General features: G+C 37.1%; 14 protein-coding genes, 1 pseudogene and 1 riboswitch. Of the genes and pseudogenes, 11 read left to right on the forward strand and 4 right to left on the reverse strand.

Translation table 11 applies throughout. The features are described 5' to 3' along the window. Positions 1-219: 219 nt before the first annotated feature. The 3 genes from IGI65_RS05170 to IGI65_RS05180 all read left to right on the forward strand — a co-directional run bounded on the left by IGI65_RS05170 (position 220) and on the right by IGI65_RS05180 (position 4,013). Entirely contained in the window at positions 220-1,245 is a 1,026-nt protein-coding gene (locus IGI65_RS05170) for a 3-deoxy-7-phosphoheptulonate synthase (protein ID WP_438773449.1), read from the forward strand. 519 nt (positions 1,246-1,764) lie between these two features. Then, positions 1,765-3,489 carry a putative basic amino acid antiporter YfcC gene (gene yfcC / locus IGI65_RS05175; protein WP_438773450.1) on the forward strand — a complete coding sequence of 575 codons (1,725 nt, stop codon included), beginning with the start codon at positions 1,765-1,767 and terminating at the stop codon, positions 3,487-3,489. 203 nt (positions 3,490-3,692) lie between these two features. Further along, positions 3,693-4,013 carry a PTS lactose/cellobiose transporter subunit IIA gene (locus tag IGI65_RS05180; RefSeq protein ID WP_071865330.1) on the forward strand — a complete coding sequence of 107 codons (321 nt, stop codon included), beginning with the start codon at positions 3,693-3,695 and terminating at the stop codon, positions 4,011-4,013. 411 nt (positions 4,014-4,424) lie between these two features. Here IGI65_RS05180 and IGI65_RS05185 read toward each other — a convergent pair. Next, positions 4,425-5,285, reverse strand: a pseudogene (locus IGI65_RS05185) (metallophosphoesterase); the annotation flags it as partial. 182 nt (positions 5,286-5,467) lie between these two features. Further along, on the reverse strand, positions 5,468-5,914 hold the full coding sequence (locus IGI65_RS05190) for a hypothetical protein (protein ID WP_438773451.1): 447 nt from the start codon (positions 5,912-5,914) through the stop codon (positions 5,468-5,470). A 504-nt stretch (positions 5,915-6,418) separates the two neighbouring features. Here IGI65_RS05190 and IGI65_RS05195 point away from each other — a divergent pair. The 6 genes from IGI65_RS05195 (at position 6,419) to IGI65_RS05220 (ending at position 11,796) form a co-directional block, all read left to right on the forward strand. Beyond that, positions 6,419-7,189: a TatD family hydrolase gene (locus IGI65_RS05195; RefSeq protein ID WP_438774413.1), complete on the forward strand. Its 771-nt coding sequence runs from the start codon at positions 6,419-6,421 to the stop codon at positions 7,187-7,189. After that, positions 7,186-7,779 carry a ribonuclease M5 gene (rnmV, locus tag IGI65_RS05200; protein ID WP_412256314.1) on the forward strand — a complete coding sequence of 198 codons (594 nt, stop codon included), beginning with the start codon at positions 7,186-7,188 and terminating at the stop codon, positions 7,777-7,779. Before IGI65_RS05195 ends, rnmV begins: the two co-directional genes overlap by 4 nt. Beyond that, the gene (rsmA, locus tag IGI65_RS05205) at positions 7,757-8,650 is read left to right on the forward strand and encodes a 16S rRNA (adenine(1518)-N(6)/adenine(1519)-N(6))-dimethyltransferase RsmA (RefSeq protein ID WP_438773452.1); all 894 of its coding nucleotides are present in this window, start codon (positions 7,757-7,759) and stop codon (positions 8,648-8,650) included. The genes rnmV and rsmA overlap by 23 nt, the downstream gene beginning before the upstream one ends. Positions 8,651-8,929: 279 nt before the next feature. Then, the gene (locus IGI65_RS05210) at positions 8,930-9,553 is read left to right on the forward strand and encodes a hypothetical protein (RefSeq protein ID WP_438773453.1); all 624 of its coding nucleotides are present in this window, start codon (positions 8,930-8,932) and stop codon (positions 9,551-9,553) included. A gap of 209 nt (positions 9,554-9,762) precedes the next feature. Continuing rightward, positions 9,763-9,865, forward strand: a riboswitch (THF riboswitch). A gap of 41 nt (positions 9,866-9,906) precedes the next feature. After that, complete coding sequence (locus IGI65_RS05215) at positions 9,907-10,434, forward strand: folate family ECF transporter S component (RefSeq protein WP_071865336.1); 528 nt, start codon at positions 9,907-9,909, stop codon at positions 10,432-10,434. 180 nt (positions 10,435-10,614) lie between these two features. Further along, positions 10,615-11,796 (forward strand): glycoside hydrolase family 3 protein, encoded by a 1,182-nt coding sequence (locus tag IGI65_RS05220; RefSeq protein WP_438773454.1) that lies wholly within the window; start codon positions 10,615-10,617, stop codon positions 11,794-11,796. An 84-nt stretch (positions 11,797-11,880) separates the two neighbouring features. Here the strand turns inward: IGI65_RS05220 and IGI65_RS05225 are convergent, their stop codons facing one another. Together IGI65_RS05225 and IGI65_RS05230 are read right to left on the reverse strand one after the other, a co-directional pair. Continuing rightward, on the reverse strand, positions 11,881-13,638 hold the full coding sequence (locus tag IGI65_RS05225; protein ID WP_071865338.1) for an ABC transporter ATP-binding protein: 1,758 nt from the start codon (positions 13,636-13,638) through the stop codon (positions 11,881-11,883). Between the two features lies 1 nt (position 13,639). After that, a complete protein-coding gene (locus tag IGI65_RS05230) occupies positions 13,640-15,379 on the reverse strand; it encodes an ABC transporter ATP-binding protein (protein WP_438773455.1) in 1,740 nt (579 codons plus the stop codon). Between the two features lie 226 nt (positions 15,380-15,605). Between IGI65_RS05230 and IGI65_RS05235 the strand changes: the two genes are divergently transcribed. Next, positions 15,606-16,376 carry a putative ABC transporter permease gene (locus IGI65_RS05235; RefSeq protein ID WP_438773456.1) on the forward strand — a complete coding sequence of 257 codons (771 nt, stop codon included), beginning with the start codon at positions 15,606-15,608 and terminating at the stop codon, positions 16,374-16,376. Positions 16,377-16,586: 210 nt separating this feature from the next. Continuing rightward, on the forward strand, positions 16,587-17,795 hold the full coding sequence (locus IGI65_RS05240; RefSeq protein WP_071865341.1) for a 3D domain-containing protein: 1,209 nt from the start codon (positions 16,587-16,589) through the stop codon (positions 17,793-17,795). Positions 17,796-17,808: the final 13 nt, after the last annotated feature.

Below are 17,808 nucleotides of genomic sequence, written 5' to 3' on the forward strand. Positions count from 1 at the left end.
TTGAACTTCGCACCGAAAAAAGTAGGCTGCGACGGATGGTGTGCCTTCGTTAAATGGGCCAGGGTATAAGTATTTTTGTACCTGTTGAGGTAGTTTTGCGCGAGCAGACTATAAAAAAAGGTGGTAACACGAGTCTATTTTAGACCCCGTCCTTTCTAAGGAAAGGATAGGGTCTTTTTCTTTTATATAAAATGAGAATTTAAAAGGAGTCGATGAAAAATGTTTAAAGCAATTAGTAAAAAAATTAATGCAGAGTCCGTTAAATCTTTAGCCAAATTATCTGAAGCAGAAGCTGCACAGAAAAAGGCACGCGATTTAGAATTGGAAAAAATTATTACAGGTGAAGATGAACGAATTTTATTGATTATTGGTCCTTGTTCGGCCCATGAAGAAGAAGCGGTGATGGAGTATGTGCGTCGTTTGGCAAAACTGCAAGCAGAAGTTGCGGATAAAATTTTCATGGTTCCGCGTATTTACACGAATAAACCACGTACAAATGGTGATGGCTACAAGGGATTATTGCATCAGCAAAATCCAAATGGTGAGAGTAATTTGATTCGGGGGATTGTCTCAGTTCGTAAATTGCACAAACGTGTTTTAACTGAAACAGGTTTAACGACTGCGGATGAAATGCTTTATCCTGAAAATTTGGAATTTGTTGAAGACTTAGTCAGCTATATTGCTGTAGGCGCACGCTCGGTGGAAGACCAACAGCACCGCTTTGTTGCCAGTGGCATTGATCAGCCTACCGGTATGAAAAATCCGACCAGTGGCAATTTAACCGTTTTATTTAACTCTTTATACGCAGCTCAGCAAAAACAAGAGTTCATCTATAATGGCGCGGAAGTGGAATCTTCTTCTAATCCATTAGCGCATGTTGTGTTACGTGGTGGCCTAAATGAAGTAGGTAAAAATATTCCCAACTATCATTATGAAGATTTACTAGAAGTTACGAGCCGCTACGAAGCTGGTAATTTCAAAAATCCATTCATCGTCGTTGACACCAATCACGATAATTCGGGTAAAAAGTATTTAGAGCAAGTACGAATCGTTAAAGAAACACTTGAAAACCGCAACTATAACGAAAAAATTAAAAAAATGGTGCGGGGCTTTATGATTGAAAGTTTCATTGAAGATGGACGGCAAGAACCTGATGGCACTGTTTTTGGCAAATCGATTACAGATCCTTGTCTGGGTTGGGAAAAAACAGAGGAATTAGTGCGCTACATCGCTGAACATGCGTAAGTAATCTGTTTAAAACGATAAGAAGCAAAACGGTTTTTTGATAAAAAATAGAGTTGTAAGAGAAGTATTTAGCTTCCGGCAATAAGTAGGAATGTTAAGAAAATCGGGGCGCCAATTTTTGTGAAATTTTGGCCTATTTAAAAAGAAGGGGCTTCATTAACAACTTTTATTTGAAAAATGGAGGTAGGAGAAGACGAAGATGCTTATCCTACCTCTTTTTTGTCTAAAACTACGGTACTCGTAGTTGTTTAAATTTATATTATTATTTTATCTTTAGGATTTATTTCATTAAAAGAACGTTTGAAGAATAAAGTAAATAAATAAAAAAATAAAATGACAGCGGTAATAATCGGAATTTTCAGAAATTATAAACTTTTAAAATCGCATTGTAGCAAGGTATTGACGTAATAGGCATTTTTATCTTTATTTCAATTATCCAAAAAAAATTACAAAAGAAACGTATGATTTTTGACTAGAATAACTTATAATATTGTTATCGTATAAAGAGAGGATAGAGATATGAAGAACAAGAAGAAACGTGATTTAACAAAAATGCGTACGCCCCACACTTATGTCATTATTTTTATGGTTGTTATTGCGGCGTGGCTGTTGACGTTTATTGTACCGGCCGGAAAATTTTCAACGACTGAAGTTGAGTACAAAGACGCCAATGGTGAAGTGGCAACACGGACAGTCTTAGAACAAGATACTTTCCGTTATGATTATCCGCTAGATAAAGAGTTTGTCTTTGATAAGCTGGAAACTTTAGCGCAAGATCAAAAAGAACTTGATGAATTAGACGTGAATAAAGAAGATGTGCAAGGTGTTTTAAAAGAAGGGGAAAGTAACCTTTCACAAGAAACACTCGACGGTATCAATCTGACAGATGATACACTGTATAAATTATATGGTGATAAAATTTATGATAAGTCAGAAAAATTGCACAAAACAGCGAAAATTTGGGGAACCGATGATTTTAATGGTTTTGGTTTTTTAAATTTTGTTTTTGAAGGGTTAGTTTCAGGGGATAAATATGGCTCTGCGGTCGGAATTGTTGCATTAATCTTAGTCGTAGGTGGTGCTTTTGGGATCATCATGCGTACAGGAGCGATTGATGCTGGTATTTTTGCTTTTATTTCTAAAACCCGTGGCTTAGAGCGTTTAGCAATCCCGCTATTATTCTTTGCTTTTTCATTTGGTGGTGCAACTTTTGGGATGGCCGAAGAAGTTATTCCATTTTCAATGGTCATGGTACCTTTTGTGATAGCGCTGGGATATGACTCCATTGTCGCAGTTACGGTTACCTATGTTGCTTCTCAGGTGGGGAATGCAGCATCGTGGATGAGTCCATTTAGTGTTGCGGTAGCACAAGGTATTGCTGGTATTCCAGTCTTATCAGGTGCAACTTTCCGTTTGGTGATGTGGTTTGTTATTACGGCACTTTCTGCTTTGTATTTATCTATTTACGCAGAGCGAATCCGCAAAAATCCAATGAAATCAGAAGTTTACGAATCTGATGCTCACTTTAGAGATCAAATTCAAAAAACTACCGATGAAAAGAAACCGTTCTTACTTGGTCATAAATTGATCTTAATTGAAATGTTAGCAGTTTTAATCTGGATTATTTGGGGAGTAACCCAAGAAGGCTATTACATTCCAGAAATTGCTTCTCAATTCTTTGTAATGGGCTTAGTGGCTGGTGTGATTGCAGTACTATTCAAACTAGATGGTATGGGCTGGAATGATATTGCCAAAAGTTTCCAAGGCGGTGCAGCTGATTTGGCTGGAACGGCGATTGTAGTTGGGATGGCAAAAGGGATTTTACTTGTCCTAGGTGGTTCGGATGCCAATATGCCATCTGCTTTAAATACTATGCTCCATAGTGTTGGTGGATTATTAAGTGGCGTACCTGCAATGGTTGGTGCGTGGGCAATGTATATTTTCCAAAGCTTATTCAACTTAGTTGTAACTTCAAATTCAGGTCAAGCGGCCTTAACAATGCCAATTATGGCACCTCTAGCAGACTTAGTTGGTGTATCTCGCCAAGTTGCAGTTTTGGCTTACCAATTAGGTGCCGGTTTTGTCGATGCCTTTACACCGGTTTCAGCAAGTTTAATCGGGGTTTTAGGTGTTGCACATATCGAATGGGCAAAATGGGCGAAATTCCAAATTAAGATGCAAGGATTCTTCTTTGTCTTAGGAACAATCTTCATTATTGCTGCGATTGCAGTTGGTTTACAGTAAAAATTGGACTTCCTCTTTTTAGAGGAAGTTTTTTTATAAGTAAAGGAGTATGTCTCTTGATAGTTTTTCAAACTTTTTTAACTATCAATACTAATAAAAAATTGAAAAGTATTAAAAATTTAATGGGAAATTTTAATGGTCACTGTTATTTATTTATCAACGTGATATGATTACAATAGATTTTTTACTAAAGGAGAATAGTTATGAATAAAGAAGAAATGAATATGCTTGGTTTTCAAATTGTCGCTTATGCCGGTGATGCTAGAAGTTCACTTTTAAAACTTATTCGTGAAGTTCGTAGTGGTGAATTTCAAAATGTCGAAACTTTATTAGCAGATGCTGATGCTAGTTTAAAACAAGCGCATAACGCACAAACAGAAGTTTTAGCAAAAGAAGCCGGAGGAGAAGACGTAGAATTAGGTTTTATCTTCATTCACGGGCAAGATCATTTAATGACTACCATCTTATTACGGGAATTAGCTGAAGACTTCGTGAATTTGTATAAAGAAAAGTACAATAAATAATCGGTAAAGTTATAATAGTAGGTTTGTGATAAAAAAGATTTAAAGAGTAATAGAATCTAAAATTTAAGCTGTAATATCTTGCTGCGGAAAATATGTTTGAATTGATAATAGCGTTAATTTAATCGCGTTTGGTAAAAAGAAAATCCCTTAAGCTCACTTTCTTACACTGGCTTAAGGGATTTTAATTGGTTAAATGATTTTTTTATTCTTATAACGCCGGCGGAACAAATTGATATCCACGACTTTATTTGTTTTATCGGTAGGTTTTTCAGTCCCATCAGTATCGGGTTGTTCTTCTGGAGCTGAAGGTACCGTAGTGCGGTCAGGAGTGTTAAACTCATTTTGCGTTTCAGCTGTTGGCTCTGTTTTTTCTACTGTAATCTGTTTTTCAAAATTGAAATTACCATCAAAATTCTCAAAAATTTGGCGCTTGTTAGAAAGATGATAATAAACAATTTCAGGGGGAACACCAAAACGAGCAGGGATCATGGTCATACCAATTCCCGTATTGACTGATAAAATAGTATTTTTAGTGGGTAAATACAAACTTTCAGTGTAATGTTTGGCCCCTTCAGTTTTAATATACAGATGTGGAAAACGAATTTGTCCGCCGTGACTGTGGCCGGATAAGACTAAATCATATTGAGATAAGTTGTGAATTGCTTGAATTTGATCAGGTTGATGTGCTAATAAAATATGCCATTCTGCTAAGGTAGAGTCAAAATTGTAGTCAGGTTTACCGCCACTTAAATCATCAATACCGACGATATTCATCGAAATTTTGGCATCAGAACCAAAAACTTCTTCGTTCACAAGGGTTGTAAAACCAGCTTCTTTTAAGACCTCTTTAACAAAATATTGTCCGCCGTGTTTATAATCGTGATTTCCTAACACTGCAATTTTTCCCATTGGTGCTTTTAGCCGTTTTAATTTTTCGATTAGACGATTGGTCTGTTTTTTAGGCCAATATTTATAGTCATCAATCAAATCACCGGTAAAGACAATAATATCAGGTTTCATTTCCATCACAGAGCGGATAATTTTATTCATCTTACGTGGTTTAAACCAGCGGGAAAAATGTAGATCGCTAATATGGGCAATCGTCACATCCCCTTCATGAGCAAACATATCGTAAGCATCAGAGATATCCAACACCCGCTGTTTATTTTTGCGAATCAGGTAATGCCGTTGTTTCAGCCTACTAGGTTCGATAAAGAATGCATATAACGCAAATGCGAGTAAAATAGTGATGATACCTAGAATTAACTGCACAAAATGGCCTCCTTTTGAATTCTGCTAACTAGTATAGAATATAAGATTGTGGGACAAAAAGCAATCGAACATGAGATAAGATTTTGCTAAATTTAGATGAAAATATTTCGTTTTCATTACAAATAAAATAAACACTCTCCGTATCTTGACAGCGAGTGTTTAAAATGATTAAAACCTTGTTGTTACTTTATTTTCTTGATATTTTTTGAAGGATTTTGACGCAAACGGTTGTTCTTTTTTGGGATAATAAATAACAGCAATTCATAAGGAGCTGCGATGAGGAACCACAAGAGTGAAAGACTGGTGAAACCTTGGCGATAAAATTTTTGCAAGACGAAATGTAGCCCGATTATTCCCAATAATAGTCCGCCATTTTTCACCCAAAAAGGATCTACGCTACTAAAAGTTAACAGCAGTGAACTTAGAATCGGCAAACTATAAAAAGACAATGCGACTAGGTTTAATTGCCAGTTTCGTTTTAGTTCCAGCAGTGAAATGACAAATAAAACAGCTGATAGGATTATTCCAAGAGGTGGAAATAAGCTGGTTAAAAAAAGATAAACCGCACTATACAAAATTAATAATGGACCTCTGATAATTGCGGTAATCCCAATAAAGGTTACAATCAATAAGAATTGTCCCGTATAGCTAAATTTTATCAATAGACCAAATATAGCTAAGAGTAAAAAGTGGCTCCAAGTTAAAGTTTGTTCTTTTGTATGTTGTTGATATTTTTGACGCAAATAATGCGCGAATTGTGGGTAACGATGGTTAAAATTTTCGATGGTTATTCCTCCATTCCCGGCTTTTTTAGAATAAAAAAACTACTTTAATTATAAAGAAAAGCATCAATTTTTAATCAGGCTTAGGGCGTATTTTTAAAAGACACAACATTCTTTTAAAAAGAATGTTTAGATTTTTTCAGTATCTGCTAAATTTTTGGGTAAAAGCTTTAATTTGCGGTAGCTTTACTTTAGACCCAAGCGTTTTTATGCTAAAGTTACTATTGAAATGGATGAAGTAGTAAGTGGACGTTTATTTTTTAGTGTTTGTAGGAAACGATGCTACTTAAATTTTAATTGAGCTGTTTAGTACGAATAATTTTGATGAAAATATTTAAGGAAGTGGACCGGATGATTTTTGATTCCCATACGCATTTAAACGCAGAACAATTTAATGATGATATTCCTGAAACCATTGCCCGGGCGCAAGAACTTGGCGTAACCGAAATGGCAGTGGTAGGCTTTGACACGCCCACAATTGAAAAAAGTTTAGCCTTAAATCAAGCCTATGATAACATTTATAGCATTATTGGGTGGCATCCCACCGAAGCAGGTAACTATACAAAAGAGATTGAGAAAAAACTGCAAGAACGTTTAACTTTACCAAAAGTAGTGGCTTTAGGTGAAATCGGTTTGGATTATTATTGGATGGAAGATCCAAAAGACGTGCAAGAAAAAGTTTTTCGTCGCCAAATTGCGATTGCAAAAGAAATGAAGCTACCAATCAGTATTCATACCCGTGATGCAATTGAAGATACGTATCATATTTTAAAAGATGAAAGAATACAAGATATTGGCGGCATTATGCACAGTTTTAGTGGCAGTGGCGAATGGGCCAAGCGCTTTTTAGATTTGGGGATGCATATTTCTTTTAGTGGTGTAGTTACTTTTAAGAAGGCATTAGATGTTCAAGAGGCTGCGAGTATTGTGCCTTTAGATCGTCTTTTAGTTGAAACTGATGCGCCTTATTTAGCCCCTGTACCTTATCGAGGTAAGCGCAATGAACCCGGTTATACTCGTTATGTCGTTGAAAAAATTGCTGAGTTACGCAAATTGCCTTTTGAAGAAGTGGCAACTGTGACAAGAGAAAATGCGCATCGTTTATTTCGGATTAGCAAATGAAAAAGCCGTTAATTGAAGAAATCATTGTCGTTGAGGGAAAAGACGATACTAGACGTTTGCAAGAAGTGGTGCAAGTAGACACGATTGAAACAATCGGCTCTGCCATTAATGATGATATTTTAATGCAAATTGAACATGCCCAAGAAACTCGTGGTGTTATTGTTTTTACTGATCCTGATTTTTCTGGCGAAAAAATTCGCAAAAAAATTATGGAGGTGGTTCCAGACGCCAAACATGCTTTTTTACCCCGTAAAGAAGCAGTACCAAATCGGCGATATGGTAGTTTAGGCGTAGAACATGCGAGTGATGAAGCGATTTTAGAAGCTTTAAAAAAAGTCGTCACGCCTCAAGATAGCAAAGAAGAAAAGCCATTAATTAGTAGACAAAGTTTAATGGACTATGGTTTAATAGCGGGAGCTTCTGCCAAATTATTACGAGAAAAACTCGGGGATAAATTGCGCATTGGCTACACTAATAGTAAACAATTAACTAAGCGGTTAGCGATGTTTCGCATCACCGCCGAAGAATTAGACACAGCGATGCAAGAAATCAAAAAAGAGCTGGAGGATGACCTTGAAAGACACACGTGATATTGCAACCCCTTCAAAAACAAAAGAAATTTTACACAAGCATGGCTTTACTTTCAAAAAAAGTTTAGGTCAAAATTTTTTAACAGAGCCTAATGTTTTACGCAAAATTGTAGCGACAGCTGAAATCGATGACACCACAAACGTCATTGAAGTTGGGCCGGGAATTGGAGCGTTAACTGAACAATTAGCGAAATCCGCAAAAGAAGTTTTAGCATTTGAAATTGATGACCGACTAATTCCTGTTTTAGCTGATACATTACACGACTATAAAAATGTGAAAGTTATTCATCAAGATGTTTTAAAAGCGGATTTAATAAAATTAACTGCTGAAAATTTTACTGATAATACTTTGCCTTTAAAGGTTGTCGCAAATTTACCTTATTACATTACTACGCCAATTATGATGCACTTTTTAGAAAGTGATTTACCAGTAGCTGAGATGGTTGTAATGATGCAAAAAGAGGTTGCAGATCGCATTTCAGCTGAACCTGGGACAAAAGCGTATGGCTCCTTATCAATTGCAGTTCAATATTTTATGGAAGCAAAACTTGCCTTTATCGTTCCGAAAACGGTGTTTGTGCCCCAACCAAATGTTGATTCTGCCATTTTAAAACTAACACGGCGCAGTGAACCGGCCGTTGATGTAATCAATGAAAAAGAATTCTTTAAGCTAACGAAAGCAGCTTTCCAATTGCGACGCAAAACATTGTGGAATAACTTACTTCACGCTTATGGCAAAGACGATACGACTAAAAATTGGCTGACAAAAAGTTTGACACAAGCAGCTATTGATCCAAAACGACGCGGAGAGACTTTATCTCTTAGTGAATTTGCGGCATTAAGTAATGCCATGATGTCGATTTCTAAATAATTACTATTATACTGACAGCTTTCGCCTCAATTAATGGCGCGAAAGCTGTTTTTTAGTGTTAGTTGAAATACGTACTTTTGCAGAAAGGGCGAAGTTTTCAGCGGAGTTTCAACGAGCTTAAAATGTAATGGAGATGAAATTTTTCATTTATTTTTCGTGAAAAAGAAAATATATGTCTTGACACCTCGGACGATTCCCACTAAAATAAGGAAGAATTAAGTGTCTTGACACTTTGTTTTGCATTAAAAATAAAGATAATGTTTTTTCAAGGAGGAAAAAATGAGAAATAATTCTGTGCGACATTTAACTATTGCGGCATTATTAATTGGATTAGGGATTATGATTCCAATGGTCATGCCTAAAATTGTGATTGGACCTGCTTCTTTTACTTTGGCTAGTCATGTCCCTTTGTTTATCGCGATGTTCTTTTCACCAGTCGTCGCAATTGCAGTTGCTTTAGGCACAACTTTTGGTTTTTTAGTTTCGGGCTTACCTGTAATTATTGCATTACGTGCATTGACACACGTTATTTTTGCGACAATCGGTGCACTTTATTTGCAAAAGAATCCGCAAATTGTTTTACAAAATGGTCAGTTCACTTTAGAAAATGTTCGTTTCCAAATGTACAATCTTCTGTTGGGCTTAATTCATGCCGCAGCTGAAGTAGTCGTTGTTTTAGCTTTTAATATGATTAATTTAGGAACACCTGGAACTTATGATGGTGGCGTCTTTTATTTCTATTTTGTCCTATTAGGTTTTGGTGGTGTCGTTCACAGTGTAGTCGACTATAATATTGCCTACTTTGTAGCAGGAACATTAAGTAAACACTTTGATATTCCGGTCTTCACCAAAGCGATGAAGTTACAAAATAAAGTAGCGAGTAAAGTTAAAACTGCTGCATAAAAAATTAGTAGATTGATATCCTGTCGCTATTTGCGACGGGATATTTTTGTGGCTAAAAGAATTATATGATTAAGACAACAATTAAGATTATTGTGTAAACGGTTGGAATCTTAACGTTCGTTTTAAAATTTTGAAGCGATAAGCTTGTTAGCTTGTTGGTAAGAATGTTTCGTGTTATATTTTATCCGTGGTTTAAAAACCACAAATATGACAGAGTAGGAAATAAAGCGTTAAGTGTCTGAGGGATGGGATGTTGCCCTTGGGACGAAGGATTACATTGTAGTTCGCGGTTTTATTTTCGCATTCGCTGCATTATTTTTATGCGGCAGCTCTATTAAGGAGATGCTGAAGTTATGAAAAGAAAAGTCGACGCGTATATGATTGCAATCATGGCGATGTTAATCGCTTTGATGGTGGTATTGTCGCAAGTTTTTGGGTTTGAAACCCAACTTTTAAAAATCACTTTTAGTTTTGTACCAGAAGTGGTGATGGCAACTTTATTTGGTCCTTTTTGGACTGGGGTTGGTGCGGTAATTGCCGATGTGATTGGCAACACCTTACTAGCCAAAGCGCCTTTTTTTATTGGGTTTACCTTTAATGCTTTTTTGGGCGGATTAATTTATGGGTTTTTCTTTTACAAAAAGGAAATTACGTTAAAAAATTCGCTGATGTGTGTAATTGTTAATACGGTGGTCTTTAGTTTTTGTTTAACCCCATTGTGGTTGTCTTTGATGTATGGAATTGATTTAACCAATCCAGGTTTATGGACTACTCGTTTAATCAAAGCGGCAATTATGATCCCAATTGAAACGATGATTATTTATATTGTAGGACGTGCTTTACCTTATCGTCGGTTGGCAAAACGTCTTCATTCCAATTAATTAATAAAATATAAAGGTCCTCCATCCCAGGACACAAAACCGTAACAATTGGCTATTTGGCTAATTGTTGCGGTTTTTTTAGTTTAAAATTTACCTGTTGCTTTTCTTCAAGAGATTTTTATCAGCCGTGTTAGAATAAAGGAAAGAAAAAAGGGTGCTTTTAGGCAACAGGAGGAAAAGATGAAGAAGTTTTTAATGATACTATTAACTGCAACTGTTTTAGTTTTGGGCGGATTTTTTATCCTAAATTTATTTTTTGATTTTACTAATGATAAAAATGAGGAAAAACAGACGGCACAGACGGCACAAACGAATCGAAGTGAAGTAAAAGAAAGTGCAACTGCTAGTAGTGAAGCCCATGATACAATAAAAGATACATTAGAAAAGATGACGGTAGCTGAAAAAGTGGGCCAATTATTTTTTGTGCGGGTCCCAGAAGTAAACCAAGTTGAAGATATTAAAACGTATCATTTGGGTGGCTACGTTCTTTTTGGACGCGATATGGAAAATGAAACGAAAGAAAGCTTAACGACAAAAATAAAAAGTTACCAAAGTGCTAGTAAAATTCCATTGTTGATTGGTTCTGATGAAGAAGGAGGCACGGTTACTCGCCTCAGTCAGAATCCGAATTTAGTTTCGTCTCCTTTTGCTTCACCCCAAGCGCTTTATTCAGCTGGTGGTTTTGCTGCGATTAAATCAGATACGATTAGTAAAGCAAAAATTTTACGCGAATTTGGCATTAATGCTGGTTTATTTCCAATCGCAGACGTGGCGACAGATCCCAATGCTTTTATTTACGATCGTACAATTGGTTTAGATGCGGCCGGCACAAGTGAATATGTAACCACAGTGGTGAAAGCATTAGCGACAGAAAAAAGTGGTTCAACCTTAAAACATTTTCCCGGTTATGGGAATAATCGTGATTCTCATGTTGAAATTGTCCGCGATACCCGCACTTTAAAAGAATTACGCCAAACAGACTTTCTGCCTTTTAAAGCGGGCATCAAAGCAGGAGCAGACAGTGTCCTGGTTTCCCATAATATTATTGATAGCATCGATCAAACAAAACCTGCCTCAATCTCAAAGACAGTCCATGATGTTTTGCGTCATGAGTTGGGCTTTAAAGGGGTTATTATGACTGATGATATGGATATGGCGGGATTAGCAGATTTCATTTCACAAGCGGATGCTGGTCTTGCAGCCTTACAAGCGGGAAATGATTTAATCATGTCTTCTAGCTACCAAGTGCAAATTCCGAGAATTTTGGCTGCTCTAAAAGCAGGAGAATATTCAGAAGAAGAGTTGGATACGGCAGTTAGCCGTGTTTTAACATGGAAACAAGAATTAGGTTTATTACCATAAAAAAATAACGAACACCGTTGACATTTTATTTTAATGCCGATGGTGTTCGTTTTTTATTTAATTGAGGATAGTCGAAAAATTCTTTTAAGATTGTTCAAATTGGGCGTGATAAAGTTCAGCATAATATCCGTTTTGAGCTAAGAGACTTTCGTGAGTTCCTTGTTCAACAATTTGTCCGTGATCCATTACGAGAATTTTATCGGCGGCTTGAATTGTAGCTAAACGATGGGCAATAACAAAGCTAGTTTTCCCTTTCATCATCGCCAAAAAGGCGGCTTGAATTTTGCGTTCGGTTAGTGTATCCACGGAACTAGTGGCTTCGTCTAAAATAAGCAGATGCGGCTGCGAGATCATCGTGCGGGCAATCGTTAATAGTTGTCTTTGTCCTGCCGAGATTTTCACACCACTTGTACCAATAATGGTATCAAGCTTTTGGGGTAAACGACTAACATAGTCATACATATAGGTTTTCTTTAATGCATCATAAATTAATTCATCGCTAGCAGTCGGGTTACCATAAGTCAGATTTTCCCGCAAACTGGCATCAAAAAGCCACGTATCTTGTAAAACCATCCCAAAACTTTGGCGTAAACTATCCCGCGTCAACTGGCGAATATCGTAACCATCTAAAGTGATTTTTCCGGCATCAACTTCATAAAAGCGCATTAAAAGATTGACTAAGGTAGATTTTCCGGCACCGGTTTTTCCGACAATGGCGACTGTTTCCCCAGGAGCGGCTTTAAAGTTAAAATCACGAATTAAAGGTTGTGCTTTGGTATAACTAAAATCAACTTGTTCAAAAGAAACGGCACCTTTGACATTTTCTAACGTAATAGCATCTGGGGCATCTGGTGTTTCAACTTTTTGGTCTAAGATTTCAAAAGTTCGGTTCAAACCGGCAATGGCTGTTTGAATTTGCGTAGTAATGCCAGAAAGTTCAATAAAAGGTTTAGTAAATTGGCTGGCATAAATGGTAAAACTTGAAATTACGCCGACTGTGACTAATTCACTTCCGTTTAAAACGAGCAATCCTCCGACAAAACCTACCGCTAAATAAGCTAGGTGGTCAACAAAACGCGACATTGGATTAGTCAAAGAAGAAGAAAACTGTGCTTTTTGGCCTCTAACGTTTAATTCTTGGTTGAGAACTTCAAATTTAGATTGGTTGACGGCTTCTTGCTGAAAGGCTTTGACAATTTTTTGATTGCCAACCATTTCGGTGACAAAACCCGAAATATCCCCGACAATTTCTTGTTGGCGGGCAAAGTTTGCCTGAGAGCGAGTTGCAACTAACCAACTGACTAAAAAGATAATTGGAGTCGCAATTAAAACGACTAATGTCAAGATTACATTGAGACGTAACATGACGATAAATGCGATTATCACCACCGATACGCCGGAAAAAACTTGGTTAAAGACAGCAGCTACAGCTACAGCAATATTATCCATATCATTGGTAAAACGACTCACAATATTCCCGTGAGGCGTTTGATCGTAATAACTTAAAGGTAACTTGTTTAAATGAATAAAGGCATCTTTACGTAATTGACCAGCCGAGTAATAGGCAATTTTATTAGACAACCGTTGAATAAACAATTGACTAAAGACAGTCAATAAAACGACACTGGCAAAGAGTAATAAGATATGATACAAACTGGTAAAATTCACTTGATTTTTGCCTAGCATTTGATCGACAGCTTGCCCGATTTGATAGGTGATATATACACTGGTTCCACCAGCTACAATTCCTAATATGACAGCAAGTAAAATTTCTTTTTTAAAAGAGAAGAGATAAGGGTTAAAGCGTTTTATTACGGACCAGTCTACTTTTTTTGGTTTCATGCTATGCTGACACCTCCTCTTGCGATTGAACAATCGCTTGATATTCAGGACAAGTCGCCATTAGCGTTTGGTGGCTACCGAGTCCAACTTGTTTGCCGGCATCCAGTACTAGAATTTGTTTGGCTTCTTGGATTGAGCGTACTCGTTGTGAAATAATGATTAAAGTTCCATCTAATTCTTTTTGTAAGGCTTGTCGTAAGTCTAAATCTGTTTTGTAATCAAGGGCACTTAAGGAATCATCCAAAATTAAGATACGCGGTTTAGCGATGACTGCCCGGGCAATAGTCAGACGTTGTTTTTGACCACCAGAAAAGTTTTTCCCACCTTCAAAAATTGGTGTCTCTAATCCTTGCGGTAATGCGGCTACAAAATCTTTTGATTGCGCTAAACTCAAAGCGGCCCAACATTCTGCATCAGTGGCGTCTTTTTTACCCCACTGGAGATTTTCTTTAATCGTGCCGGTAAATAAAACTGCTGTCTGAGGAACCATCGTAATTTCAGCGCGCAATTTTTCTAAAGGCCATTTTCGCACATCGACACCATCAACGATTACACTACCTGCAGCCACATCGTAAAATCTCGGGATAAGTTGTGACAAAGCAGATTTGCCACTACCAGTAGGACCGATAATTCCTAAAGTCGTACCAGGAGCAACTTTAAAATCAATATCTTTTAAAACCAAACCAAATTGAGGCGCAAAGCGAAAAGAAACGTGTTGAAAAGCAATCGCTCCTTTTTTAGCTGTTGTAAGAGGAGAAAAACTTTCATCATCTAAATTTTCTTTTGAATTGGTGATAGTTGGTGTTGTTTCTAAGACCTCATTGACACGATTTGCAGAGGCAGCTGCCCGAGTGAAGATAATTACTAAATTTGAAACAACAATTAAAGCCAACAACATTTGGTTCATATAATTAACTAACGCCAAAATTTGTCCCTGTTGTAGCTGACCGACGTTTACTTTAAAGCCACCAAGGTAAAAGAGAACTAAAATTCCAATATTCATAATAAAAGTTGTTGCCGGTGTTAAAAGAGCAGAAATATTTGTCACTCGCACATAAACATCGGATAAATCATCGGTACGCTGAGAAAAACGCTCAATTTCAGTTTTCCGTCGTGAAAATGCCCGAATTACCCGCACACCACTTAAATTTTGGCCAACCAATTCGTTAATCACATCTAGTTTTTGTTGGACTTTTTGGTACAAAGGAACGGTTGTTTTAATAATGAAAAATAAAATCAAACAAAAAAGCGGTAATGTAATTAAGAAAATAACGCCCGCCTGCCAATCAATCATAAAGGCCATAATAACTGCGCCAATACTTAGAAAAGGGGCGCGAACCACTAAACGGATGAGCATCGCCAGTGCTAATTGTAATTGATTGATATCACTGGTCATACGCGTGATCAGTGTATCTGTCCCAAATAAATTTAATTCCGTATGGGAAAAACTGTTGATCTTTTTCAAGACCTGATTACGAAGCTCAGTCCCGAAATTTTGTGAGGCCACAGAAGCATAATATTGACAGATGACCGCGCACAAAAGGCCAACAAGGGACATTAGTATCATCCAGCCTGTCATTTGCCAGACGACTTTACTATTGTTTTGCCGAATTCCTTGATCGACTAGTTGGGCCATTAAAAGTGGAAGAATGAGTTCAAAAACAGCTTCCAAAAATTTGAAAAATGGTCCTAAGATAATTTGTTTACGATATTTTTTGGCGTACACCAATAATTTAAACATAAAAAAAACTCCAATCTTTCTGGCGAGTGAGGCGGTTAATAGTGCAAAACTGCTTATTGCGCGTCTATTGCCAGAGTTTTACTCCTTTCCTTATTGTAACCTAGGAGTGAAATGGTGAAAAGCGAGGCCTTTTAAACAATAAAGTAGGCAAAGTTTGATACAATGAAAGTAATTTAGAAATTATTCGAAATATTTTGCAGTAAAATGGTTAAAGAGGTGATTTAGCTTGCAAGAGTTTATTACAGTAGTTCTTTTATTCTTTTGTTATTCTTTTATCGGGTGGTTATGGGAAACGATCTTTTGTTCCATTAAAGCCAAAAAATTTGTATATCGAGGCTTTTTGGTGGGGCCGATTACGCCGATTTATGGCTTTGGTATTTTAATGGTCTTGTATTTTTTACGTCCCTTCCATAATAATTTACTACTATTATATATCTTCGCTGCTGTGCTGGTAACAATTTTGGAATATGTCACCAGTTATGGCTTAGAAAAATTATTTCATGCTTCGTGGTGGGATTATCATGACGTTCCTTTAAATATTAATGGCCGCGTCGCAATCCCTGTTTCTTTGTTTTGGGGCATAGGTTGTGTCTTGATTGTAAAAGTCGTCCATCCGCGGGTGATGTTAGGGGTGAATTGGTTAGCCATGCACTTTGGTTTTTATCTACCGGTCATCTTAATTGCGATTATGATGTTTGATCTGGGCTACACACTAGCCAACTTAGCTTCTTTCCAAAGCATGACCAAAAAAATTGCAACAGAACTAGATCAGCGTAAAGAAGAGTTAAAAGATAGCTTTGACGAGAAAAAAGATGAAGTCCAACAACGTTTAGCACTAACACAATACTTTAAAGATCATCCTGAGGCGGAAAATGCCTTGCCTCGTCTGAATTTTCATCAAAGAAGACTACTAAAAAACTTTAATCGGTTGAAATTAGACAATGTCAAAAGTTTGGAAAACGTCCGTCAGTACGTCACCAATCGTAAAAAAAATTAGGCATATATTACAAAAATATTACGAAAAAACAAAGCGAGCAAAGGTCAATACTTTGCTCGCTTTGTCGTGAAAAAAACTTTTTACCAAGCGCTAATTTTCATTTACTAACACAGCGGCTGTAACAAATTGTAATCTAACTGAAATGGTACATACACCTTTCCTTTGTATAATAAGTGACGTTGGAGATTAGAAAAGAAAGGTGTGGATTTTGTGAAAGCAAAAAAATTGGTGACAGTTTTGACAGCTGTTGTAGCTATCAATCTTGTTAGTCCGGTATTTGCTGCTGCGGAATCATTGGACTCGTTAAACGAACAAGAGTCAACTATCACACGTCAAAGTAACCAAATCAGCGCCGAGGTACAAATGGCCTTAAACGACGTGAATGACAAATATGATCAAGTAGAGAAAACAAAAGCGGAAATCGCAGAAAACGAAGCAACTTTACAAAAAGCACAAAAAGATATTGAAGCGACTAAAGCAAATATCGCAAAGCGTAAAGAAGTGATGGCACAACGCTTGAAAGAAATTCAAGTAAACGGAGGAGCAGAGCGCGATTGGTCTGTTTTACTGGATGCCAAGAATCTACAAGAATTTATTAATCGTGCTTATGCTATGACCTTATTACAAAATGCTCAAAAGCAAAAAGTGGCCGATTTAAATATTGAAAAAGAAAAACTAGAAAAGCTTGAAGCAACTGTTCAAAAAACAACTACCAGTTTAAAAGAAAATAAAGTAAATCTAGAAACAGAAGCTAGTGAACTCGATGGCAAAATTGCTAATTTAAAACAACAATTAGCAGATAATCAAAGTACATTACAAAAAATTGCCCAAAGTAAAGAAGTCGAAACCGCACGCTTAGCAGCTGAAAAAGCGGCAAAAGAAAAAGCTGCCGCTGAAAAAGCCGCCGCCGAAAAAGCGGCTAAAGAAGCCCAAGCTGCCCAAAAAGAAGCTGAAGCGGAAAAACCGACAAGTTCTACTAATAATAGTTCTAGCAATAGCTCTGGGGCTAATTCTGAATCTAGCACCAATAGCTCAAACAAACCAAATAATAATGGAAGTAATTCAAATTCCAATAATTCCGAATCAAATACGAATAACAACACCAACAATAATGGCGGTAACTCTAGTAGTGGTGGCCGAACTCTAATAATGGAGTCGACGGCTTACTCTTATGCAGAAGCTGGCGCAAGCTACTTAACCGCTAGTGGCACGGACTTGCGGGAAAATCCCCAAGCGGTAGCAGTGGATCCAAGCGTGATACCACTAGGAACTGTAGTCGAAGTGCAAGGTTACGGTGTCGCATTAGCCTTAGATACAGGTGGCGCGATTAAAGGAAATATTATTGACGTGCATTTTCCTACTGTGGCGCAATGTACCAAATGGGGACGCCGTCAAGTTCAAGTAACAATTCGTGGATGATGAGTGAAATGAA

This window comes from Enterococcus sp. DIV0755b (assembly GCF_051713765.1).
GTDB lineage: Bacteria > Bacillota > Bacilli > Lactobacillales > Enterococcaceae > Enterococcus_C > Enterococcus_C canintestini.

Bases quoted from the DNA above. Each gene is read 5' to 3' on its own strand.
- yfcC (WP_438773450.1), top strand. From the start codon at position 1,765: ATGAAGAACAAGAAGAAACGTGATTTAACAAAAATGCGTACGCCCCAC.
- rnmV (WP_412256314.1), top strand. From the start codon at position 7,186: ATGAAAAAGCCGTTAATTGAAGAAATCATTGTCGTTGAGGGAAAAGAC.
- IGI65_RS05230 (WP_438773455.1), bottom strand. From the start codon at position 15,379: ATGTTTAAATTATTGGTGTACGCCAAAAAATATCGTAAACAAATTATC.
- rsmA (WP_438773452.1), top strand. From the start codon at position 7,757: ATGACCTTGAAAGACACACGTGATATTGCAACCCCTTCAAAAACAAAA.
- IGI65_RS05180 (WP_071865330.1), top strand. From the start codon at position 3,693: ATGAATAAAGAAGAAATGAATATGCTTGGTTTTCAAATTGTCGCTTAT.
- IGI65_RS05170 (WP_438773449.1), top strand. From the start codon at position 220: ATGTTTAAAGCAATTAGTAAAAAAATTAATGCAGAGTCCGTTAAATCT.
- IGI65_RS05215 (WP_071865336.1), top strand. From the start codon at position 9,907: ATGAAAAGAAAAGTCGACGCGTATATGATTGCAATCATGGCGATGTTA.
- IGI65_RS05220 (WP_438773454.1), top strand. From the start codon at position 10,615: ATGAAGAAGTTTTTAATGATACTATTAACTGCAACTGTTTTAGTTTTG.
- IGI65_RS05225 (WP_071865338.1), bottom strand. From the start codon at position 13,638: ATGAAACCAAAAAAAGTAGACTGGTCCGTAATAAAACGCTTTAACCCT.
- IGI65_RS05210 (WP_438773453.1), top strand. From the start codon at position 8,930: ATGAGAAATAATTCTGTGCGACATTTAACTATTGCGGCATTATTAATT.
- IGI65_RS05195 (WP_438774413.1), top strand. From the start codon at position 6,419: ATGATTTTTGATTCCCATACGCATTTAAACGCAGAACAATTTAATGAT.